Here is a 23239-nt window from a genome sequence, read left to right on the forward strand (position 1 = left end):
GTTTAACAACACAACCTTATGATAAAGAAGAATCAAAAACACACAAAAACAATTAATCACATTATTTAATGACATTATTTGTTTTGTTTTTAATCTATGTGTGGGAAGGATGTTGGATTATGGCCCCTATGCCATAAAAGTAAATCTACTGTCCCCTAATCGATTTCACGAGACACCTATTCGAAAAATTGGAGGTTATTATTCATGAATAAGACGATAAAAAAAGCATTTGTATCCACGCTTGCTGCCGTTACATTAATTACCGCATCAGGAGGATTTGTTCCGCTCAGCCAAACCGCTTTTGCAGCTGTTGTGAATGCCGACCTGCATGCAAAGTTCAGCTTTGAGAACAATGCCGCTGATAGTTCCACAAACAATCTCTCGGCTGACATCGTCGGCACTCCAACTTTCGTTCCCGGAAGAATCGGACAAGCCCTTTCTTTAAGTTCAACTAGTGCCAATAAACAATACGTAAATCTAGGCAAGCCATCACAGCTCCAATTCGGAGTCGATAAAAGCTTCAGCTTCTCCTTCTGGGTGAAGTCCTCCGGCGTAGATTCCGATCCTTCCATTCTATCCAACAAAGACTGGAACAGCGGTGCTAATGTTGGCTACAACCTTTCTCTTCAATCCGATAAAAGGCTAAGATGGAATTTCAACACGGCAGGCGGAACACGTATAGATGCTGATATTCCAAACGTCGCTAATGGGAGCTGGCACCATATCGTCATCTCGCATGACCGTACCGTCGGACGCGTAGATTTTTATAAAGATGGCGTGCCTGTTGCAGTCTCTACTTCGAACGGGACCAAATTCAATAATATCGCAAGTGCCATTAGCATTACTGGTCGCACAGGAACGATCGATTCTGGTCTTTCCACAATGCTCGGCAATGATGGCACTGGCAAATATTCTGCAGCTTTGGAAGCGCAGCTCGATGAGGTTCTCATTTTGAATCGTGCGATCACCCCTGAAGAGGTTATAGAAATTTTCAATAGTGCTCCGCCCATTGTAATCAGCGATAAATTCAATGGCACGCTAAAATTCGTAGGTGCAACAGCCACAGCTCCTGGCACAGAATTTAGGCAAATGCTCGACCTGCGCACCCCTTCCATGACAACCGCGATCGACAGCGCGAGCGTAGAAATTGCCTATGACAGCAGCAAATTCACATTCTCACGTGCAACGAAAGCAACGAAAGTAGACACTTCAACACCAGGCATCGTTAAGCTGGAGCTCCCAGCTGGAAGTGTATATAACAAAACCAACCCTTTAGAATTCGCGTCATCTACGCTGTCTGATGTTTACTTTTTTGCGAAGGATGCAAGTGGACAAGGCACGATACAAGTGACTTCTGCTGAATTTTTCGTAGGTGGTAATAAATATGTGAAGGAAACGTTGAACACGCCTGCGCAAACTGTTCAGATTAATACAAAAGCATCTGAGGATATTAACAAAGACAGTCATATTACGATTGGTGATGTTGCCTTGGCTCAAGGGAAGTCCGTTCAAGAACTAACCAATATTGCTGATAAAGTAAAATATATGCCTTACAAACGAGTTGTCGTTATCGGCATCGACGGTGCCGGCATGTCGGTATCAAAGGATGCGCCATACTGGGAAACTCCAAGCTCTGTGAAGGAAACGGTAGGCGACCGATTAAATCTGCCTGCACTGCGCGGCATCATCGAGAAAAGTGCTGCTAGTTATTCCGTCACAACGACGCTGCCTACCGTTTCATCTCCTAACTGGGGTGCTATGTTAAATGGTGTGGACTACAGCAAGCATCAAATTGACAATACGATTAGCGCAAATAATACCTATAGTGAAACATCGCCTTACCCGTCCGTCTTCAAAAAATTGCGTGAACAATTCCCGGAGACTAAGCTTGCTGCCTTCACAACCTGGTCCAACATCATTAATGGACATATTGAACCGTCCCTTGGTGCCGAAGGATATTCTGCGGGCGATAAAGCTAATGTAAATGCTTTTGCAAAATATGCGGCAGACGGCAGAGCATACGATGCATCCCTTATTTTCTTCCAATTGGATGATGTGGACGGTGTCGGACACTCGCTCGGTTTCTATACGAAGGATTATTACGCAAAACTTATGGAAACAGATAACCTTGTAAAAACGATCTATGACTCGCTCGGCAGCAAAAACCTGCTGGACGATACGCTTATTCTAATGACAGCCGATCATGGCGGCGGCACAGAAAACGCAGATCATACGCTCGGCAGTGCTACTGCCCATGGACAAGATTCGCCGCTTGCCAAAACGGTATTTATCGCAGCAAACGGAAGAACAATTGCAACGGATGTAGGTAAGGAGAAGCTTTTGCAAGGAGGAACAACGAAGGATATCGCTGCAACGATATTAGCTGCACTGGAGGTCGATTCGCCGATTGGCGATTCCAAGACGATTGATGGCATGTTCGTCCCTCAGAAGGATCAGAACAAACCGGATGCTCCGAATCTTCAGTTAACCAAAATTGTTGACACCACTTCTAAACAATTAAAAGGTTATGAACTCGCCGTTAGTCATCTGAACACAGATGCTAAAGCCTTGGATATCGAATTAGAGACTGGCGAACTAACTGTCCAATCGATTAAGCCGCTTCAAGCTGGCGTTACCGTATTACGAAATGAAAGTGCCAATGGAAAAACAAGAATCGTCCTTACAGCAGATTCCGCCATCTCGCCGGATCAGCCTATTGTACGGTTAGTAACGCAGTCCCAAAATAACGGTGCATCTGCGGTGCTTCATCAAGCGATGATCGCAAGTGGACAAGGAAAAGAGTCATTGCCTAACTTCACCGCTTCCGTTAAAGAAGAAGGGACAGTAACATCCCGTCCAACTGCTGTATTGGAAGGAAAAACGTCTGTCGTATCCGGTTCAACCTTTACGATTAAGCTAGGCTTGAATGATGTTTCGGACAACGTTTATGCACAAGATATCTCATTTAACTATGACCCGAATGCATTTGAATATGTAGCTAGCCGTTCACTTCTTGAAAAGGTTCAAATTGTGAATACCATCCATGATGAGAAAGGTAAACTCCGACTCATTCTTGCTAGCGAAGGGGTAGAAAACGCGGTTACCGGCAGTAAACAGATTGTGGAGCTTACTTTTAAAGCAAAAGAAACACAAACGGTTACTACAGGTAAAGTAACTGCGGATTCGATCTTAATTTCAAACGGCGAAACTGAAGTTAATGCTGCTCCATACACATTAAATATCCAAGTAACGCCAAAAGAAACGACAAACCCTGCCGATCAAAACCAAGATGGCAAAGTCAGCATTTCGGATTTGGCCCTCATCGTTATTCATTACGGCAAACGCGAAGGCTCAGCGGATTGGGAACAAATTAAACAAGCTGACGTCAACAAAGACGGTGTCATCGATCTATTAGATCTTATTCTCGTCGCTCGCTCCATTGTAGAATAATAATATCATTAGCAACTTGTCCCATATGATAAACTATAACATCCCCATGGCTCAGGGCTATGGGGATGTTATTATACTTTCATTTAGTTAGAAAGCGTTTGGAAAGCCTTGCGTTTACGCTTTGGCTTAATTATTGCTTACAGCCAAGAACGAGAAATGATGACAAGAAGGATAAAAAGGACAAGAATAAATCCAATACTTGAGAATCCGCCACCGCCGCAGCCTACGCCTACTCCTGCAACTGGGTAAGGTGCGCAGTTTCCAGGACCTACATTAGCACCTGCTACTCCATAGCTCATTTGTTCATCTCCTTTTTGTTAACTTACACAGTATCCTATGATTCTGGGGCAAAAGTGTATGGGCTTTTGCAGGAAATGAGCAGATGCCTAAAAAAGCCATCTATTATTGCTTGTCTGCGCATAAAGTAAACGAAGGAACTATTTTTAGGTACATATGGAATTAGAGGGATGGTGTTAAAATGGGCTTTTTGGACGCATTAATGGGGAACGCCTCTGAAGTAAATCCTGACGAGGCGCAAAGGGAATTTGGCAACTTGCTCAGTAGATCGGAGAATGTAGAAAGAGCGTACAAGCTCATTCGCGACATGTTTATTTTTACGAACAAACGCCTCATCATCATTGATAAACAAGGAATAACCGGCAAAAAAATCGATTTCCATTCCTATCCTTACAAAAGCATTACTCATTTCAGCATCGAAACAGCCGGAAACTATGATCTGGATGCCGAGCTGAAGATTTGGATATCAGGCAGCGTCGCGCCCATCCAAAAAACATTCAACAAGAACCTGAACATCTACGATCTTCAGAAGGTTTTGGCTGAATATGTCTTAAAATAAATGATGAACCCCGCAGACCGTAGAGGTCGGCGGGGTTCATTTATTTTCGCGAGAGTATCATTGTATTCAGCCATGCCAGCTCCGAGAGCGTTAACGTACCTTGCTCCGCTTTCTCCCTCCATTTGGTGTCCTGTAGAAGCTTTTGATCCGTAAATTGTCCGAGGGTGTTAATTAAAAGCCTTTGTTCTGCTTCTGATAGATTCAGATCTGACTTTCGATTGTCGGTTGGCCGTTTCATTTTCTCCAGTACCTTCTGTTTGAAATGGTCCCAGCCTGTCCACTTGCCATTATCGTACATCAATCTTGGGCAAATCTTCCCGCTCCAATCGTAATGGCGACGCAGGTGATCGATTCCCCAGCCGTACTGCTTCAGTAGCTTTGCTGCTAATTCGCAAGTATTGGAAAGTGTTTTTTCATAGTCTCCACTCTCGCAAATCTCAATGCTAATCGATGTTCGATTCCCGCTTGCAGCGCCGCTCCCGTCACCCGCATGCCACGCATTCTCATTCAGCGGCAAACACTCAATGACCTCATGCTCGTCCACAACAAGATGATAGGATGCGGTGCGATTATTAGTCGGGTTCGTTAGCCACGCCCTTTCATTTCTCGCTGAGCTGGTAGGGTTGCCTGTGTTGTGAATGGTAATGGATTGCGGCAGAAGCAAATGGCCTGGGCGGCGATTGTTGGGGGTGGATGGGGGGATGTGGTCTGTAAGATATTTAAGGATTACTACCCTCTCCTTCCGAATCGGCTCCGCGCTGCGTCGCTCGAAGTACTTTAGCCTTCAACTCACTTTCAATATGCTTGATGACAATGTCAGGGATCCACTTCTCCCATCCAGCACGATAAGCATTRGCAGTAAGTGACTGCCATGTATGATAGACTAAACCTAGAGTTATTGCATAGAATAAGAGCCCTGGCGTTCCGAGCATCAAGTCAAGTAAATTCGCCAGGAAAGGAAATAACAACAAAAAAACAGTCCTTAAAATACCATGACGTCCGTATTCCGAGCTATAAGTCTCATCCTTTAACGACGCTGCTACTCCTGTTATCCAGTCCATAACTATGGTAGATAAGAGTAGCATGATAGGAAGCATTCTCCCTTCTCCGTATAAAAGATCTATCCAAGGTGCAGCAGCCGCTCCAACTCCTGCAGCTAGTGTCTTGCTTGGAGTAATATCCAATGAAAAAATATATTTAAGCATAACTATTCCTCTTTTCTTATTTCTTTGAAAACTAAGCTTAAATAATTTAAATTAATTTAAATATCTCTACTTTTAAGATTGTCTTATATTGAAAATATTTGGTTTATAATCATGATATTTGCTCATAATTTATTTCTTTTTTATTTACAAATAAAAAGACAAAAATAGAAGTTTTAAGCTCCTCTTCTTGTCTTAATATGTATAAATATAATTAAACTGAAGATGCATGAAATTATACTTAGAAAATGATGTACTACAAAAATCCATCTTACTTAGACTATAAGAGATTAAGCAAAATAAATTGACAAAGAACCTATCATATAGCTCAATTTTTTTAAGCAATAATGTTTGTTCGAAGCCCATCCACATAGTTTGTGCTATTGTTCCATAAAACATCGATAAATGTTGATAAGTCATTACTTAGACCTATAACAAAGGGTACATTTGTTGGTGTGACTGTACCATTCGATGCTCTAAATCTATCACAACCAAGCCATCTTTGACCGTTTGCCGATATTTTAGACATACGTATCGTTGTTCTTGTTTGGTAATACTCAGTAGCAATTCCACCAACATAGGAATAATAAAATTTAGTATAATTCGAATCTTCAATTGTGATGGCTGCATTTTGATTATCTTTAGCTACATCATAGTCAACTAGAGTATAACCTGCGGGTGCTTGATAAAATACAGTTCGAGTGTTTCCATTCTGCGTATCTGTTACGTAAATAGTACCAGGAGCAGTATACTGAGAATCATATACATAGCGACCATCTCCACTGCATTTAATGGTGCCTAAGTATAAATTCGGAAATGTATTGGAAATAATAGTCCACGTACTAGTAACAACATCTAAACGATAGATTTTGGTTCTCTGGCAATTATGAGTAAACACGAATCGACCATCAGCGGTGCAGGCAATTCCCGCCGAACCATAATTTGTTTCTACCCATTCTGGAACATTCCATGAAGTTGTTCCGCCAGAGCTATTACGACGAAGATAAATAACAGGGACTCCGTTATACATGCAATAAGCAAAGAAATAATCTCCATCGGAATTGGTACAAATAGCCGTCGTACTTTGATGTGACATACCCGTAATCTCAGTAATACCATTAATAGGAGTATATCTATAAACCCTAGCCGCCCCCCCTCCTTGCATACCTAAATAGTAAACGACGGAAGCATCATAGCTTGTGCAGGAATACGCACTAGTTTCAGGTCTATAACTTAAGTAACCAGGTGCCGAAGTATGTGTGAATACAGTTCCTGTATATGCTGATGAAATAGTTTTAGCGGTCCCAGTCAAACCAAATAATACCTCACCGCTCTTAATGTTCTTAGAAACTAACTTAGGCTCAGCAGCTTGCAACTGCGACAGGGACACTCTAGCTTCCGAAGTGCCCAATGTACCATAATAACCCTCAGGTAAATATACCGCTAATTGTCCGTCGCCCCATTGAGACGTTCCAGATGCTTGTATAACCCCAGATCTGTATGGCATTGTTCCTTGAAGTCCGAAAATATTCTTATCTGAACGTATATTCGATGCGATAAAATCAGGATCATTTGCAAGTAAAGAGCCATAACCATTTACGTTTAACCCTGAAGTATAATATCCTGTAGGTGGTTCGAATACAAGATTCCCACCTCCGTCTGGTTTGACTGATATAGAATGAGCATATCCTCCACCCAAGACCGATAATGACCTGTTGAGCATTTTTCCTGCTCCATCATAAATGAGTCCAGCTGAAAATTTTTTACCCTCTAGAACTTCCTCAGCTCTTACGTTTCCTGTTACTATAATTTGCCCCATTTTCTATACCCCCATAATAGTCGCTGATACTTCAACTTGACTTGCGATGTTTGAAGTAACTTTAACTGCAATTGGCGTACTTGTTACTGCATTTATATAACAAGGTAACAAGCTATAGCTTCCTACTCCTACAGCTTGTGCATTTAATAGTATCGTTGATTGTGCTCCTGTTACATCTGCATAAGTTACCCTTATTGTTATTGTAGCAGCAGTTAATGCTCGCATATAAATACCAATCAAAAAATTCCCATTAGACGTTGGAGTAAAAGTTGCTATTATCGTTTCTGACGTTGTCGTAATTGTTGTGTCATCTGCTTGCGCCTTCCTAGCGATGTTCAAGCTATCTGTAGCAGATTTAACAAAAGCAGTTGTAGCCAACTGTGTTGTATTTGTTCCTATTACCGCCGTTGGAGCTGTAGGTGTTCCTGTAAATGCTGGTGAAGCTAAATTAGCTTTCGTTTCCAAAGCAGTTGTAATAGATGTAATCGTCATTGAAGGTAATGTATACCAGTTCGAAGAACCCGTTATGCCCTTAATCATATTAGCCAACTTCGACCATAACCGTGTAGGCGTGTCTGCACCTGCTGCAGCTGTTATCGTATCATCAATCGTTCGTGTACCTATTACGGGATCCGTTGCACTATTTACGCTTCCTGCCCCAGCAGCAATCCCATCCAGCTTCACCTTATCAGCCGCAGACTGAAGACCAGCTGCGGAAGTGGTGGCTGCAGCCGTGCTCGCCTTTGCATTCCAAGCCGTTTTCTCAGCGTCAGTCACAAATCGATTGCTCGCATCCTGAGTAATAACGGATGCAGGATGATTAGCCGGATGCACATATGCATTAGCCCCCGCAGCAACGCCTGCCAGCTTGGTCTTCTCCGCTGTCATATAGTCCTCTGTAGATAGCTGCTTCCCAGCCACTTTATCTACTTTGTTGCTAACCGCAGTATCCAAAATATCCGCATTCCCATTCAAATCCGCAATATCGACAACATCTGTTCCTTCCGGTTTTTTCAATCCTAAATTCCCTGTCGTTTGCRTATTTTCACACTCCCTCGTAAACTCTTAATTCACTCCATGTCTTGCTTCGCGCTTGATTCCATGTCATCGTTCCTATCTGATTCCACACTGTATAGGTGTATTTCAAAGCAAAAGCTAAATGAGCGGGCTTAATATCCTCTAGCATTTGAATAAAGCCAGCCATATTGGGCGGAATCCCCTTCGTCCCAACAAATACGACCTCGAAACGGCTCTCTGCCGGATATTCAATTACAATCACCTCACCGCCAGAGAAAGCGATAGCCGTTTGGATAATTTTAACTTTAGTCGTCGTACCAGCTCCGCGAAGCTTGGCTAAAATACTCTCGCGTCGTCGAGCATCCGGCAAAGAGGAGTCGCTTTTCAGTCCAAGCACATTTTCCCAGCGCGTCAGTCCCCATGTAGCCGAATGTACAAAATATTGATCAAATGCCGTTTCAATCGCCTCAGCCTGCTCCCCTAGTTCTCCGCCAAGCTTAGATTGAATAGCTAGCATTTCAACGACTTCATAATAATAGGGAGGCAAATATTTCATGAGATCTATTTCCGTATGGAGAGCCTCCTCCCCGTCGTCCCTATCTTCCCCATACGTCTGTTCGCCATATAAAGCTAGACTATAGGACAATACCTACACCCCCTTTAGCTGATTCCAGGTTACTCCCGGTCCAAGCTTTCCGCTGGCTAGATCATAAGCGAGTTTCACCGCATTGGCCGTCGCCGCTTGTACAACACTCGTGCTGTTAACCGCATTGTTTAATTGAACAACACCAGCAGCAGTTACCGACGCAGCAGGCAATCTGGCCACGGCAACGGTACCTGAGGTAATATCTGCAGCCGCGTGAGCATGCGCAGCCGGGGCAAAACTTACAGGTTTGCCGCTAATACCAGCCCAAGGCGCGCTGTCCGCTGCTTCTGCACTATCGATCTTTCCGTTGTTGTTCGTATCGTAAATGCTTTTCAGCATGTCGCCCGTCGCCTGCGCTGCAGCAAGCACAATATTCCCGCCTGCTGTACCGATGTACAGCTTCTGGGTATCTGTGCAGTACCCTAGTTCACCGACTTCAAGCAGTCCAATGCTCGTTTCCAAACCTCGCCTCAATTGAATGAGTACTTTTCTTGGCATCTGCTCGCCTCCTTAGAACGTACCGCCATCAATGACGGCAACCCTTAAGCGATTTCCGTTCGCAGCATCATAAACGATGCTGTCTGCATCAATATTTGCTTCTATGCCTGTCGCATTAACGAGCACGCCTTTGCCAGCTTTTGCACTAACTGCTGCACCTGCAACCGCAATCCCGTTCCCCGCTCCAACGCTAAGGGTGACGGTATCGGCCTGCCCTCCGCCAGTAAGACCGCTGCCAGCTGTAATCGTCTGAAGCGCACCGCCAGTTCGCACCCATGCGGTACCGTTCCAGCTAAAAATCTTCTGCTCATCATCGATGTAGCATGTCCATCCTACTTGCGGCGTGTATAAATCCCAAGCTGTACCGTTCCACTCGGCAATTTTGTTAACTTGCGAGGCCCAAACGCCAGTTGCGCCTGCAGGAATCAAATAACGATCCGCTAAAACAGGTGAAGTCGGCGGGGTCACTAAGTCCTTATCCTTAACCGAAGCTTGCGGCTCGATATTATGCTTCGCCAGCTCAATTTCATTTCTAATCTTTTGCGCTGACCACAAATCGGTTATAGCCAAGCCCGCATCATTAATAAGCCTGTGCTTGGTTGGATCGTCCAGATGCGTCTTGATCTCAGCAGCTGTTTTCACGTTCACACCATCGGACACCTTGTTTACATTGCCGCTGGTAACGTTAGCTTTTAGTACCTTTGCATAGGTTGCACCTTCTGAAATGTCATCCAGCGTTCCCGTCAAATCGGTAACCTTCTGCGCATTGATTCTTCTCCATGCGGTTCCATCATCAGCATACAAATAACCATTGTTTGTACCGCTGCTCACGTAATACAACCTACCCATGGCTGCTGCGGCTGGTCTAGCTGCTTCTGTGCCGGATAACGCGCGACCTACCATGCTATTTGTTGTCCCATCACCGACATAAACTTCCTTCGTATCTGTGCAAAATCCCATTTCGCCAGCCAATAAAGCACCGAATGCAGATAGCTCTGCTTTTGTTCCACGCTTGATCTGAATCGTCTGTGACATTTAATTCCTCCTCAAAAATGATCCGCCATCGATACTTCCGCTTTTCTTGTATCTTTCCACTTCTAATTGTGTTGCAGAAATACTAACCTGCAAATCATTAATATCTGCTGCTTCCACCCGATCGCCGGGCGTCTCGTAGGTAACAAAGACAGCTTCAGCTTGAGCAAAAAGCTTAATTCGGAGCCTCCAAGGCGTCTCAGCCGGTACAGTTAGAAAATAATTCTGTATCTTCTCACCCGATAAGCCGGGTCCTGTATAGACCTGAATGCTTTCCTTGCGTATGTCGTCATGTGCAAGTTCTCCCTCAAATACCCCTCCAAAAACGGCAAGCTGCTCTTCTATAACGTACAGCTCGCTGCCTTCCTTTTTGTTCAGCTTCACCGTAAATTGATCTACCTCCGCAGGATATCGCATAGGCTACACCTCCAATTCAACAAGCCCCGCAATAGGTACTTCATCAATTTCAAGTCCGATATTATCGCTTCCGCCATTCAGTAAAAGTCGATCGTAGTCTAAGACCCCGGGTACTCCTAAGAGCAAAGTACCGAGCTTAGCGATACTCACATAATTAATGCGGAACGCCGTTTCATCTAAATAAGCAGTGAGTGCTTTAGCAAAAGCCGCGCTCACAAGTTGAATCGTATATCCTACTGCAAGTGTAACCTTAGCCTTGATGCGAATAGGCACACTCGAAGCCGAAACGATTGAAACCTCTGCACCGATTGGCCYGTTCTCATTGATAAAATCAAGCACCGCATGCTGCAGCACCTCGCTCGCTGGCTGCTTATCCGAATTGACGATAACAACCTTCACGGTCCCCGGACCATCCCATAAGGGCATCACTCTTGCACCGCCAACACCGGGAACCGACAACGCCCATCTCATATAATCGGATACATTGCCGCTCGTCCCTGGATTTTGAACCTCGGCAAAGAAACGGCTGCGCAGCTGTGTATCCGACTCCTCGTCCTCACCGGGCACCAGCACATCGACTAGCTCTGCACGAGCAAGCGAGCTAATATAATCGATAGGCAGCATATCGCCAAACTGTTGATTGCCAGCTGCTCCCTCTGTTTCACTTTCAAGAACAAAAGAGCCCACTTTCAATCTCTCTCTTACGATGTAATTAACCGATTCTGCCGAAAAACGACTTCCAATCGTCACGTCCATTGCCGCTCCGCTGGAGCCATAAAATTTACCGAGCCGCTTCGCTCTCGTAGCCGCTTGCCTATTGACGCCAAAATCTGCTGTACGCCTAGACAAATATTCCCCGCTCGATGTATCTGCAAAAGCTAAATCAATATTGACGTCCAGCTGAGCATACAGCTCAGAAAGCTCTGCAGCCGCCGGAGCCAGCGCATCATAAATAATGCTGCCTTCCCGCTTATCTACATTCCCTTGTACACGATCCAGCATTCGCTGGAGCAAATAGCTAAAGGTCATGTTTTCATACATTTTGGCTTACCTCCTCTCCAAAGCTTCCAAACTCCGTTACGACAGTAAACTGGACAACGATAGCTTCATCTTTAACGTCGTACTGAAAATCAATGACATCACTCACCCGCTCATCTTGCAAAAGCACCTCTTGAATGCTGCGTTTTAGCTCTGATTGAACATAAGATGGCGATCCTCCAAGTAAACTTTCCAGCTCAGTACCATAATTGGTGCTGTAGCAAAAATAGCGGTACCGCTCTGTTTGCAATATTTTAAATACAGCCTGCTTTACCGCTTCTAACCCGTCAGTCCTGCCTACGATCCGTTTGCTTCCTAAATCAAGCTTATAGGTCTTGCTCGTTTCGAGCTCCTCTACTGTCGTGACCTCCGCAACATTTGCTCCCTGTGGAATCATGGCTTAGCCACCTTATCGAGTACTACAAATTGTTGACCGCCTTGTACGCGGAGCATTAACACCGCATCTCCCGCTTCCAAGCCTGTGCGGATGACCAGCTTTTCAGATGTTTGCAGCTCAATTTCATACTTAACGAGGCTTTCCGGTATAATTAAAAAATCCTCTGATAAAGTAAAACGTTGATCGACGTTTACTTCCAGAGGATTGATTTGAATGACTTTTCCTACCATGACGGCTAGCGGATTCCCTGCAGCGTAGGCTGCGGCTCCCGCTTTCTTGATCGACTCCAATAATGCCATTAAATCACCCTCAATTCCAGCTTCATCGTATGCGAATCCGCTTCGAATTTATGCGAGCATTCATCTACGAGAAAATAGTGGTGAATGCCGAGCTCATCAATCACTACGGGTACATAACATCCCGCTCTAACTCGCAAATCACCAATGGCATCAATACTGATGCTCTTTTGCTCACGATTTTTCAGCTTCATCAGCTGATTAAGCTGTTCATTTATTTGTGCCACATTCATTTTCTCATCCGCCTGCTGATAAAGCAGAAGCCGTCCCCATTTCGCGATTGAAGCGTCATCCTTCTTGGGATGATGCTTACGTATGCCTGCTTCTTTATTATCCTCAAAAATAATAATGTGGTTATAGGTATCGCCGTCAATCGATCGCTTCATTCCATAATCAAACATAAGGCTGTAATCGCCAATTACAAAATCAACCTTCATCTCCTCCACATTGCGCAAGGAAAGCTTTCCGAAATCATCCAAAAGTATAAAATTTCCTCCTGAATGAATGAGTGTTAGATCAAGTGCCTTACAAATAATATCAAGCAGCTTTTTATTATCCTCCAGCATGGATGGAATTTTGTACTTGGTATCCACGAGCACGCCTGTCTCCAAGCCAAAATCATCGGCAATTTTCTTTACAATTTGAGAGGCGGTAACCCCTTGAAATTTATAAAAATAATTGCTTAATAAATAGCGAATCTGATCATAGGCTTTTATCGAGATTCTCTCATCCATACCGGTACTCACTTCAAATACATATCCGTAAAATACATTGATATTATCTTTGAGGACACGAATGACATCGCCATTGTTCACCTCAAATGAAGCACTTTGAAATGGACTTCCTTTAAGCACCGTCATATCCAAACTAGACGCCGCTCCAATTCGTTTCGTCTTGTAGGTCAGCGAAGGAACAAGACTCGTAATATTCCACACTTTACCATTGCGGTTATCAATTAATATTTCCAGCATATTATCACCTCGGCAGCTTTAGCGTCATCCCGATGGGCAGCTTTTTGAGCTGTGCATCCTTAATACCGTTCAGCTTCTGAATTTCCCGCCAACGCTCTTCTTTGTGAAGCTGAACGCGAGCTACTTTAATAAGCGTATCCCCGGCAACCAGCTTATAGGTGCTTGGAGCTTGCTTATCCGATGGCCGTGAGTTAGGCTTCACGCTTGCCGCTCCCTTTTTAATCACTACGGGCCTAGCACCATAAAAAGCAAATTCTTTCAGTGAAATACTGTACTCAATATCCCCAGAGCCCGCCGCTTCCTTCCATTCGAATTTTTCAATGCTCATCGCCAAATTAATATCGAAGGTTGCCCCGGTATAAACAAAACGGATCGGCCACTTTTTCTCCATCCAATCGAGGATAACCATGACATAAAAAGCAGGGTCTATCCATGTTTTGCTGACGACAAACGGATAGTTCGTCTTTGGGAAAAAGCTTTCAAAGGAGATCGTCGTGAGCTTCGAGCTTTGAATGAGATTGATTTCGCCTAAACCGGACACCTCGTAGGTCTTGCCCCCAGCACCATCATTAATTTTAATTTCTGGAGGATTGACCGGGAGCTGGAAGCCCTGCTTTTGATCATTGTAGCTAAGCCAGATTTCATAATCATAATGCGCATTTGAAATCATCTGTTGTACACCCCTTCCGCAGATGAGGCAATTTCATCGTTCAATGAACGCTCGATACGCCCGATAATCGTATCGATATCATAGCCATTGTTAATATCACCAGTTTGCACGCTGACCGTAGGCTGCAGCGACACGAAGTTCTGAATGTTCTTCATCTCCGCAAGCTCCCGCATCGTCTTCAAATCCTCGCTGGAAATCTCGACGCTATCGTTGATTTTACCAACCTCGCCGACTCGGTCGATGTTAGGACTTGCTGCTCCAAATCCACTGCCTGCATCAGCAGTTGGCTTAAGGAAGCCTGATTCCTTATTTAAATCATAACTTGTATTGTTTTTCTTTTTCTGCAAATCATCCATAAATCCCTTACCATAACTCGATCCATTATTAAAGGCTTCTCCAAGGTCAGATTGAGCCATTTTGTATTTAGAGAAATCCACAACATTTTTATCGCTCGTTGGTTTAAACTTATCGATTTGGCTCGTGTCGAATCTGCCTTTTATTTCATAATCTTTACCAGTAATCTTGTTCAATTTAGCAAGAACCCAGTTTATTCCATCAATAAAGCTGTTAATCATCCCGCCAAAGAAACCAACCACATTTTGGGTGAGATCAAAAAAAAGCTTTTTAATCGCATATACAGGGTCAATAAAAATGTTAACCAAAAACTCAGCAACCGATAAAATGATATTCCACAAATAGGCGAAGCCATTTTTCAATGCCGTAAATAATCCGAAAAATAAGCCGGAAACGAAGCCAACTACCTGCTCCGTCGTACCGCCAAAGTATAGAAATAGACCTACCAATAAACCTATCACCGCGATAATGAGCAATATAGGCCAAAGTGCCAGCAGCCAAGCACCTGCTTGTGCCAAAATGGGGGCAATCATTGCCCATAAGGCTGTAAGTATGGTTGGCAGCAGTACTGCTCCAGCGAGCATAAGAATAGAAGCGATAAACGGCCAATTGTCCAAAAACTGACTAAACAACCACAGTGCCCCCTCGCCGACTATGGCAAGCTGATTGGCTACGAACGTTAATCCGTCTCCAAAAAGAGTGAAAAAGGCTTGAAACTTCTCACTTTCTACTAGTTCATTAAGCTTATCCAGCAGCGGTGACATTGCCGCGACTGCCCCCATACCTGCAGCAGCAAAACCAGATTGAATCGTATTTTGCAGCTTGGCGATTTGGTTTACTGGGCTAGCGCCGACTGTGTTTAAAGCTTCTGTTCCCAAATTTGCTTTTTCTCTCATCGCATCGAGCGCATTAAGAAAACCATCCATATCCTTGGCTTTTTCGAAACCAACATCTTTAAAAGCTTCTTCACTAATATTAAATTGATCCATTAATCCGGAATAATCGCCTTGCATAGCTGATTTTATTGCACCTGCTGCATCCTCCGAGCTGCCACCGTTTGGATCTAAGGTAGACAACTCCATCGCCATATTGGTCATCCGATCCAGCTGTCCCGTATTTTGAGCAGTTGGCATAAGTGACAGTGCAGTCTTTATGGCTTCGTTTACATCTACGCCATTTTCAATCGCATTTCCACGTATATTCTCGTATAGCGGCTCTCCAACTTTAGTACCGCCGGAACGAGCAAGCAGCAACRCTTTTGAGTTGCTCTCTTCCATAGCCCCGGAAATCGCCATGCCAATCATTTGTGTAAGCTTTTGTCCAGCGCCGAGTATTGCAGATTGCCATAATGATGCCCCCTCTTGAGCGGCATCAACGATTGCGTCAGGTGCTGGTTCACCACCTGCTGGGTCAGCTGGATTTGCTTCATTGTTCTGAAACATCTCCATGATCGTATTAAAAGCTTGTACAGCAGAAAAAGCACCTTTTAATATATCAAGAGGTTCAAAATCCAGAAACCCTCGTCTAGGCCTTCCTTCACCAGAACCGTCTGGATTTCCTGAACCATCAGGATTTCCAGAATCTCCTGAATCACCACCCGGAGGAACTGCTGCTTCTCTTAATCTTTTAACCGATTCAGTAAACTCATTCATAGAGGAAGTTGCCTTCGTCAATTCAGTGTCCAGCTGAACGGTTTCAACACGCATTTTATCAAAAGCATTCACTAATTTTTCGCCTTGCTTTGTTGCTTCAATAAAAGCAGCATTCAAACGATTCATGAAATTAATAAAGGCTTCGGCTGAACCTGTATTGGCAGACCCGCCATTCTCAATGATAGCAGGGGAATTACTCGCCATCCTTCCACCCCCTTCACACGGGCAAAAGCGCTCCCTCATGGGAGCGCGGCCCGTCCTTATTTTCGTTTTGCTTTGGCGCGCTGTTTCTTCTCGTTCTCGATACGAACGTCGATCATGGCATAGATCGCCGCTTTCTCCCGCCGAGTCATGGTCATGAGCTCATGCGGAAGTATACGAAGCTCGTGGAGGGCGTAATAAGCGTAATTCGCTTCTCCGTCGCCCTCTTTTATTAGTTTTTTACTTCATCTGCCAAATCGTTTAGGCTTTGGTTAAAGCCATTAATTTCCTGCACTCGTTGTACGAGTGAGGCATATTCGCCAGGGAGAAGCATTTTGCGCAAAAGGTTCTCAGCACCGATGATGCCGTACGATTTTTGCAAATCTGCATCCTTTAGGTTCGGGAATTGAATGCTGCTGACAACAAGCTTAGCCAAATACTCGTCTGTATTGGTTTCTGGAGTGAATGCGCCATTTTTCCCCTTTACCTTGCGGGTAGATGACTTGCGGCACTCCTCGTTCTCCGCTTCCGTCATGCTGCGCAGCTCCCAAGCGACAGCCTGTCCTTCTGCATCCTTAAACCGATCCGATACGATAAACGGCTGCGTTGACTCCACAGCCGCATTTTGTGCAAAAAATACACTTAAATCACTCATTGTCTCTTGCCTCCATCATTTTTAATTTCGCCTTAAGAAAGAGCTGAAAATTGCTCCGCAATATCCAATCCTTCAAAAGTGAATTCCAACTCTTCTTCAAGAGCTTCGCTTTCCGTATCCAGCTTACCGATAATGACCTTATTCAGATTCACCTTATGAAGGAAAACCGTCTGCTTGCCCGTAGCCGAAGACGGATCTTCATTAATAATGGAAATATCAAAATAAGCATCCACGCCGGTATTCACATAATCCAGCATCATCTGGCGGAATTTTGACGTTACATAATAGATGGTCATCGTACCTGTACCCGACCATCCCGTCGCTTTATGCTGCAAACCGCGGTGGCCAAGCGTCTTGATCTCAGCCTTTTGCTTCTCAATGCTTGCCTCCAGCGTCTTGATATAAAACATCTCTTCCTGCAAACCATTAATAATGGTATAAGCCCGTCCTTCGCGGCCCGAAATCGTATCTCCTGCGTTCAAAAATGCCATATTACTTCACCGTCACTTTCATATATACTTTTTCTACGCTATCAACCGGTTGGATATGAGCCTCAATAATAATGCTGTCCGTATCGACACCAGCTGCAACCGACAAATCGGCTTGGGCTTCAAAGTTTTGAATAGCATTGAGCGACTGAAGATTGTTCAAATATTTCAAGCACTCGTTGCGGAACAGGCTTCTGCCATCTGCGTTATTATCAACTTTCCCAATATAAAACGACTCGAAAATGTGTTTAAAATCGTTCGCAATGCCGTCCAGCACACGAATGACTCGGTTTTTGGAGAAGGCTTTGCCTTTCTCTGGCGAGTAGCCAGTGAACGTATTAATATCCTGCTCAACAATGACTCTGCCGCCGCTTACCGTGAACAGAAACTCACCAGCTTGCAGCGCCTCTACCGTTTGCGAATTCGTATAACGAATGTCCGCATCAGCAGCTTCCTCATAGGCTTCATAGGTCAGCGATTTGTTCATCGGTGCTCCGGCAGTTGCCGCAGCAACCCAAACCGTTGCCTTCTGTGCGTCAAGAACCGTTCCATCCAGCAGCTTGACGCCGTTTTTGACGCTGATGACCCCTTCAGAATCAGCAGACGGATAATTCGCCAGCACGACCTGAATTTTGCGGCCTTCTTCCTCGCGCAGACGGCGGGCAAAAGCGGCATATACCGATTTTAAGGACAAGTCGGCGGATACTAGCGCTATGGTATTAAAATCCTTCAGCTCAATTTGCGCCAAATAGTCGGTATGGTCTTGATTCGTTACGGTACCATTGGAGCCGCCAACAAGTGGAACGCCTGCTGCTAACGTCAATGCTCCTGTACCGCCGAAGCTTACAAAGGCATTCGATTTCAGCTCTGCGATATTCGCTGCTGTTTGTGAGTCAACTGCCTCTTTAGCTACAAAAGTGATGACATCAAATCGTGCTTCATCGTCAACATTTTGTTTGACCGCAACGGTGATGTCATTGCCTCGAACACCGCCGAATTTAGCTGTAAGCGTTAGGCTGCCAGCGACAGCCGTCGCTTTTGTTCCTTCGTTTAGTCGGTATAAGAGCAGTGTTTTTGCTTTCTTGAATGCTTCGCGTACCAGCAATAGCTCAGGCGCACTTAGATCATAACCAAGCAAGCTTCGCAGATCATCGCCAGCGTTGATCGCAATAACGGCCTTCGACTGCCCCCAGTTAAGGTTTAGCGGTACGGACACCGTTCCGCGCTCTCCCATGCTGCCTACCGTTTTCTTCTCGCCAACCAGGTTAATGTAAACGCCGGGGCGCACCTTATTTTGTGATGTATAAGTTCCTCCTGCCATGTTCTACATGACCTCCTTTTTCAAATAGGCTGTTATCATCGATAACGCTTGTTCGTGAGTATACGTTTCTTGCTCCAACAGCACGGCGGATAGTATATCCTTCTGGGAAGGCGTATACCGTCTAGCCGACTTCAGCTGCTCCTTGCTGAACCTTGGTTCCAGCTCAGCTTCCTGCAATCTGCTTTTGTTCATTTTGTTCTGCCTCCGCCCTCTTACGATTTGCACCATTTCACCCACCCGCGCTCACATCTGAGCCACCTCCTCATCTGGATAAGACAAAAGGGACGCTCGGTGTCGTCCACCGCTCGTCCCCGTTTATGATCTTTGGTACAATATCATAATATCACGGTTATTTGAGCGAAAACGGACATTAGGCGGACAGAAAGCGGACAACTTCTTGAAGCGCCTTTTGCTTCCATCTTCGGAACGTGCGATCAACGATACCCAGCTCCGAAGCAACAAACTCTGTAGGCTTTCCTTCTATAAAACGAAGCTTCAGCAGCCGAGCGTAATCGGGCGCATATGCTTCTAACGCTTCAAGCGCTTGATCGATAGATTGCAGCTGCTTCTCTATATCCTGAAGCTCGCTTATTTTATCGATGACGCCCATATAACCTTCAAAGCCGCCCGAGCCTTCTCGCGCTTCAAGCACCTTCTCAATCTTTTTCTCCAGCTCTCGCAGCAGCTTTTCATCCGCTGGACTTGCTGTAGCACGGCTTTTCTTTACTTCGTTTAGCTGCGCTTTCGTTCCAATAGGATATTTCGATAGATTCGCATGCGCCGCTGCTTCGATACGCTGATCCTGCTCATCCAAGTACATATAGGAAGGCAGCTTGCGCAGCTGCCGATGAAGCTCCTGCAAATGATCATCCTCAGATACTGCACTTAGCCTCATGCCTGGTCCTACCGAGGTACCCTCCAGCTGTTTCTTTCTCGCTTTTAGCCTTTTATACGCATGTAATTGATCAATCACCTGTTGTTCTGCATTCATTCAAATAACCTCCCCTAGGTTTTAATGAATATTGAGTATTTAAAATACCACTCACAACAAAAAAAAATAGCGACTTCTCCGGTATTGACAATACTCCTAATCAAAAATATACTTACTTTTAAGTAGTTAAAATAGCGATTATGATCTACTGATACATTTCTTTAAGTGTTCGTCTGATGAATCTCATTGTATTTGGTATTTTAATTACCGTCAAGTATTTAAAATACCGGATATTCAAAAACGGAGGGTATTTATAATGTCATTGGGTGCACGAATTAAACAACTGAGGGTTGAGCGCGGATTAACGCAGCAGGATGTCGCCGCAAAGCTCGAGATGGGCCGCTCTAACTTTGGTCATATCGAGAATGATCGGGTAACACCAACAAGTGAAGATTTGCAAAAAATGGCGGATATCTTACTGACAACAACCGATTATTTGCTTGGCCGCGATGCAGCCTCGGCAACTATACCTGAGTGGGCTACGTATAAAGATAAGCGCGACTTTAAAAAGCTGCTTGAGGAAGACGGGGAAATTATGTTTGACGGCGTGCCGCTTAGTGCTACCGATCGTCAGCGCGTCATGGATGTGCTTACAGGGTTGTTCTGGGAAGCTAAGCATATGAATAAGCACAAAAAAAAGACCGAGCCGACTAACGATGCTCCTGATGATGCCAAAGGGTAGGTGTTGCTATGGATAAAATGATTTTGAAGCTCATTCGAAAATATAAGACTAACGATCCATTCATCATCGCTGAGGGCCTTGGCATTCATATCCGTTACGCCGACCTCGGAGAAGGCACGCGTGGTCTCTATTTCAAAAAACTGCGCCGCCGGTTTATTGTCATTCACGATTCGCTTCCGGATAATTGGCGCCGCTTCGTATGCGCGCATGAGCTCGGGCATGACCGCTTGCATCCTGGCTTCAACCGTTTTTGGCTGGATGAGCAATCGTTTTTTAATGTTGGAAAATATGAGAGACAAGCTAGCAAGTTTGCCGTAAGGCTGCTGACAGCAGGCGATTCTCCTGCTCCCAGCGAGACGCTTGAAGAGCTGCTAAGAAGAAATGGCGTGCCTACGGAAATGCAGAAGTTTTATTTTTAATTAGCTGTATTCTGCTTCATTCAATGAATGTGCTGCTGTGCAAATTCACACTTACAGGAAAAGCTCCCGCTAATCCAGCTGAAATTGGCGTATTTACCGCGTTTAACTGGAAATACTCCTGTTAATATCGTGAATACAGCCTTAAGTACTTGCGATTGGCTGAATTAGCTGGAGAAATTCCTGTTAACGGGCATTAAATGAGCAAAGCTGATTATTTAACAGGAGTTTTCCCCTTTACTTCGAGTACAAATCACATACGAACTCCCAGCTGCACCAATAAACACAAAAAGCTCCTATACCACAGCCAATGCTGCGGAATAGGAGCCTTTTTACATAGACGTCATGAAATCAAAACAATTAAATCGCCCAATTGCCGTTGCGGAAGATAGGCTCGCGAGTGCCATCCTGCGTCACACCGTCAATATTCATATCAGCCGAGCCGATCATGAAGTCTTCATGCGTAAGGCTTCTGTTTGCACCATGAGCGAGAAGCTCCTCAGGTGACATTTTTGTACCGCCTTGGATATTGACCGGGTACGCTTGACCCAGTGCAAGATGACAGGACGCGTTCTCATCATACAGTGTATTGAAAAACGTCACATTGGAGTTCGAAATCGGTGAATCATGCGGCACTAGCGCTACTTCACCGAGATGTCTTGCCCCTTCATCCGTGTTCAGCAAATTAGTGAGCGCCTCATATCCCTGCTCAGCGGAATGATCGACTACTTTGCCATCCTTAAAGGTCAAACTGAAGCCATTAATGACTTGACCGTTGTAATTCAAAGGCTTGGTGCTGCGAACCGTTCCGTTCACACCATCCTTATTTGGCATAGTGAATACTTCTTCCGTTGGCATATTCGGATTAAAATAAACGCCCTTTGCATTTGCTTTGGAGCCGCCTAACCAAATATGTCCATCCGGCAGGTCTATCGTCAGATTCGTGTCTGGCGCTTCATATTGAAGCTGTTTGTAGCGCTTGCCATTCAGCAGCTCAACCATCTGAAGCAGCTTGGCATTATGCGCTTTCCACGCTTGAACAGGATCTGAAAGGCCAATCCGGGTAGCATCAACAATGCGTTCCCAAAGCTTCTGCACCGCTTCTTCCTGTGAGAGATTCGGGAATACTTTAGCTGCCCATTCCGGAGTAGCATAGGATACAAGCGACCAAGCATTCGTATGATTCATTAGTGAACCGCGATAGCCGCTAAGCGCAGTTGAAGCTGTTTTTGATGCTGTTGCAACGCGCTTCGCATCTACATCGTTAAGCAAGTCTGGGTTCGGAGAGTAAATCGTAATAAATGCCGCCCCATTTTCCACAAACTCTTCCCAAGCTTTGGCACGCCACATCGGATACTCCGAGAAAGCCTCTTCAGGAGCCTGCTTGTATTTGATGCGGGAAAGCTCCTCATCGTTATATTCCACATGGACATTTTTTGCGCCTACTTTATAAGCCTCAGATGCAATAAGCCGTACGAGTGGAGCTGCTGTAATTGGTGCCATGACAACAACCGTTTGTCCCTGCTGCACGTTGACGCCAACCTTAACGACCAGCTCTGCGTAATTTTCTAATTGTTGCGGTGTTGGATACATGTATGTAAATCCTCCTTCATAATCAGTTCATTTGTTGCATCGTCCATAACCTTCTTCTATTATAATCCTCCAAGGACAATTGCTCAAATGATGCAGGCTCGAACATATCCATCTAGGCAATATTCCAGCTTAAAAAAAGGCCCCCAACGCTCAACGAATGAACGAGGGAAACCTTTTATAGAAAGCTCATATGTTATTGCTGCCCGGTTATGATATTAATAAGGGCTTTCCACCTTCATAATATCCATGAAAGGAACCTTTGTTACGCTGCCCATGTATTCCACATGAACCTTTTTTGTTCTTGAATCGAGCACCGTAATGACACCTCTTACTTGCTCTGCAGCCCATATCGTAAGAAGCAGCTCTGTGCCTTCTTGCTTTGCTTCAACCAGCCGCTCGCCCAGCTCTTCCAGCTCAAATTCATCTCTAGTAGGCCTTTTTGGTCCTTTTGCCACCTTGTTCCCCTCCTGCTAGGTATGTACCCGTATTTTCAATAAAAAAGGGCCCCTCCGCTCGAGGAGACCCTGTTCCTATCGATCTAAGTTACGCGAATATATCTATTATAGCATGCCGCAAC

26 protein-coding genes are annotated in these 23239 nt (G+C 44.8%); 4 read left to right on the forward strand and 22 right to left on the reverse strand.

The annotated features are described in order from the left end of the window. Nucleotides 1–204: 204 nt before the first annotated feature. Nucleotides 205–3450, forward strand: coding sequence for a LamG-like jellyroll fold domain-containing protein (locus AC1DPK_RS10360; protein WP_477510230.1), 3246 nt, complete (start codon nt 205–207; stop codon nt 3448–3450). A 137-nt stretch (nt 3451–3587) separates the two neighbouring features. Here the strand turns inward: AC1DPK_RS10360 and AC1DPK_RS10365 are convergent, their stop codons facing one another. Next, on the reverse strand, nt 3588–3749 hold the full coding sequence (locus tag AC1DPK_RS10365; RefSeq protein ID WP_179089868.1) for a sporulation protein YjcZ: 162 nt from the start codon (nt 3747–3749) through the stop codon (nt 3588–3590). A 179-nt stretch (nt 3750–3928) separates the two neighbouring features. On the opposite strand from AC1DPK_RS10365, the gene AC1DPK_RS10370 reads away from it, so the two are divergent. Beyond that, a complete protein-coding gene (locus AC1DPK_RS10370) occupies nt 3929–4306 on the forward strand; it encodes a PH domain-containing protein (protein ID WP_076269741.1) in 378 nt (125 codons plus the stop codon). Between the two features lie 40 nt (nt 4307–4346). Here AC1DPK_RS10370 and AC1DPK_RS10375 read toward each other — a convergent pair whose 3' ends face one another. The 19 genes from AC1DPK_RS10375 to AC1DPK_RS10465 form a co-directional block, all read right to left on the reverse strand. After that, a complete protein-coding gene (locus AC1DPK_RS10375; RefSeq protein ID WP_477510231.1) occupies nt 4347–4970 on the reverse strand; it encodes a peptidoglycan recognition protein family protein in 624 nt (207 codons plus the stop codon). 55 nt (nt 4971–5025) lie between these two features. After that, on the reverse strand, nt 5026–5511 hold the full coding sequence (locus AC1DPK_RS10380) for a phage holin family protein (RefSeq protein WP_477510232.1): 486 nt from the start codon (nt 5509–5511) through the stop codon (nt 5026–5028). Nucleotides 5512–5845: 334 nt separating this feature from the next. After that, entirely contained in the window at nt 5846–7327 is a 1482-nt protein-coding gene (locus AC1DPK_RS10385; protein WP_477510233.1) for a hypothetical protein, read from the reverse strand. Between the two features lie 3 nt (nt 7328–7330). Further along, on the reverse strand, nt 7331–8344 hold the full coding sequence (locus AC1DPK_RS10390) for a hypothetical protein (protein WP_477510234.1): 1014 nt from the start codon (nt 8342–8344) through the stop codon (nt 7331–7333). Nucleotides 8345–8372: 28 nt separating this feature from the next. Beyond that, entirely contained in the window at nt 8373–8990 is a 618-nt protein-coding gene (locus AC1DPK_RS10395; RefSeq protein ID WP_477510235.1) for a putative phage tail protein, read from the reverse strand. 3 nt (nt 8991–8993) lie between these two features. Further along, nucleotides 8994–9488 (reverse strand): tail fiber protein, encoded by a 495-nt coding sequence (locus AC1DPK_RS10400; RefSeq protein ID WP_477510236.1) that lies wholly within the window; start codon nt 9486–9488, stop codon nt 8994–8996. 12 nt (nt 9489–9500) lie between these two features. Beyond that, the gene (locus tag AC1DPK_RS10405; RefSeq protein ID WP_477510237.1) at nt 9501–10523 is read right to left on the reverse strand and encodes a DUF2793 domain-containing protein; all 1023 of its coding nucleotides are present in this window, start codon (nt 10521–10523) and stop codon (nt 9501–9503) included. Beyond that, nucleotides 10524–10937, reverse strand: a complete 414-nt coding sequence (locus tag AC1DPK_RS10410) for a phosphoglucomutase (RefSeq protein WP_477510238.1) — start codon at nt 10935–10937, stop codon at nt 10524–10526. It abuts the gene before it with no gap. 3 nt (nt 10938–10940) lie between these two features. Next, nucleotides 10941–11978, reverse strand: a complete 1038-nt coding sequence (locus tag AC1DPK_RS10415) for a baseplate J/gp47 family protein (protein WP_477510239.1) — start codon at nt 11976–11978, stop codon at nt 10941–10943. Further along, complete coding sequence (locus AC1DPK_RS10420) at nt 11971–12372, reverse strand: DUF2634 domain-containing protein (protein WP_477510240.1); 402 nt, start codon at nt 12370–12372, stop codon at nt 11971–11973. Before AC1DPK_RS10420 ends, AC1DPK_RS10415 begins: the two co-directional genes overlap by 8 nt. Then, entirely contained in the window at nt 12369–12671 is a 303-nt protein-coding gene (locus AC1DPK_RS10425; RefSeq protein WP_477510241.1) for a DUF2577 domain-containing protein, read from the reverse strand. Before AC1DPK_RS10425 ends, AC1DPK_RS10420 begins: the two co-directional genes overlap by 4 nt. Further along, nucleotides 12671–13639, reverse strand: a complete 969-nt coding sequence (locus tag AC1DPK_RS10430; protein WP_477510242.1) for an XkdQ/YqbQ family protein — start codon at nt 13637–13639, stop codon at nt 12671–12673. The genes AC1DPK_RS10425 and AC1DPK_RS10430 overlap by 1 nt, the downstream gene beginning before the upstream one ends. A 4-nt stretch (nt 13640–13643) precedes the next feature. After that, entirely contained in the window at nt 13644–14309 is a 666-nt protein-coding gene (locus AC1DPK_RS10435) for a LysM peptidoglycan-binding domain-containing protein (RefSeq protein ID WP_477510243.1), read from the reverse strand. Next, a complete protein-coding gene (locus AC1DPK_RS10440) occupies nt 14306–16519 on the reverse strand; it encodes a phage tail family protein (protein ID WP_477510244.1) in 2214 nt (737 codons plus the stop codon). Before AC1DPK_RS10440 ends, AC1DPK_RS10435 begins: the two co-directional genes overlap by 4 nt. A 229-nt stretch (nt 16520–16748) precedes the next feature. Next, on the reverse strand, nt 16749–17171 hold the full coding sequence (locus AC1DPK_RS10445; protein WP_076269726.1) for a phage tail assembly chaperone: 423 nt from the start codon (nt 17169–17171) through the stop codon (nt 16749–16751). Between the two features lie 32 nt (nt 17172–17203). Beyond that, entirely contained in the window at nt 17204–17662 is a 459-nt protein-coding gene (locus tag AC1DPK_RS10450) for a phage tail tube protein (protein WP_076269725.1), read from the reverse strand. A gap of 1 nt (nt 17663) precedes the next feature. Then, the gene (locus AC1DPK_RS10455; protein WP_477510245.1) at nt 17664–18980 is read right to left on the reverse strand and encodes a phage tail sheath family protein; all 1317 of its coding nucleotides are present in this window, start codon (nt 18978–18980) and stop codon (nt 17664–17666) included. 3 nt (nt 18981–18983) lie between these two features. Continuing rightward, nucleotides 18984–19172, reverse strand: coding sequence for a hypothetical protein (locus AC1DPK_RS10460; RefSeq protein WP_339207325.1), 189 nt, complete (start codon nt 19170–19172; stop codon nt 18984–18986). A 178-nt stretch (nt 19173–19350) separates the two neighbouring features. After that, nucleotides 19351–19971 carry an ECF-type sigma factor gene (locus AC1DPK_RS10465; protein ID WP_339207323.1) on the reverse strand — a complete coding sequence of 207 codons (621 nt, stop codon included), beginning with the start codon at nt 19969–19971 and terminating at the stop codon, nt 19351–19353. Between the two features lie 256 nt (nt 19972–20227). Here AC1DPK_RS10465 and AC1DPK_RS10470 point away from each other — a divergent pair, with 256 nt between their 5' ends. Continuing rightward, on the forward strand, nt 20228–20653 hold the full coding sequence (locus AC1DPK_RS10470) for a helix-turn-helix domain-containing protein (protein WP_076269721.1): 426 nt from the start codon (nt 20228–20230) through the stop codon (nt 20651–20653). Between the two features lie 8 nt (nt 20654–20661). Then, the gene (locus tag AC1DPK_RS10475) at nt 20662–21072 is read left to right on the forward strand and encodes an ImmA/IrrE family metallo-endopeptidase (RefSeq protein WP_339207322.1); all 411 of its coding nucleotides are present in this window, start codon (nt 20662–20664) and stop codon (nt 21070–21072) included. A 357-nt stretch (nt 21073–21429) separates the two neighbouring features. Here AC1DPK_RS10475 and AC1DPK_RS10480 read toward each other — a convergent pair whose 3' ends face one another. Continuing rightward, nucleotides 21430–22662: an aminopeptidase gene (locus tag AC1DPK_RS10480; RefSeq protein WP_477510246.1), complete on the reverse strand. Its 1233-nt coding sequence runs from the start codon at nt 22660–22662 to the stop codon at nt 21430–21432. A 215-nt stretch (nt 22663–22877) separates the two neighbouring features. After that, complete coding sequence (locus tag AC1DPK_RS10485) at nt 22878–23117, reverse strand: YolD-like family protein (protein WP_076269718.1); 240 nt, start codon at nt 23115–23117, stop codon at nt 22878–22880. Nucleotides 23118–23239: the final 122 nt, after the last annotated feature.

This window comes from Paenibacillus sp. 01T424 (genome assembly GCF_056398745.1).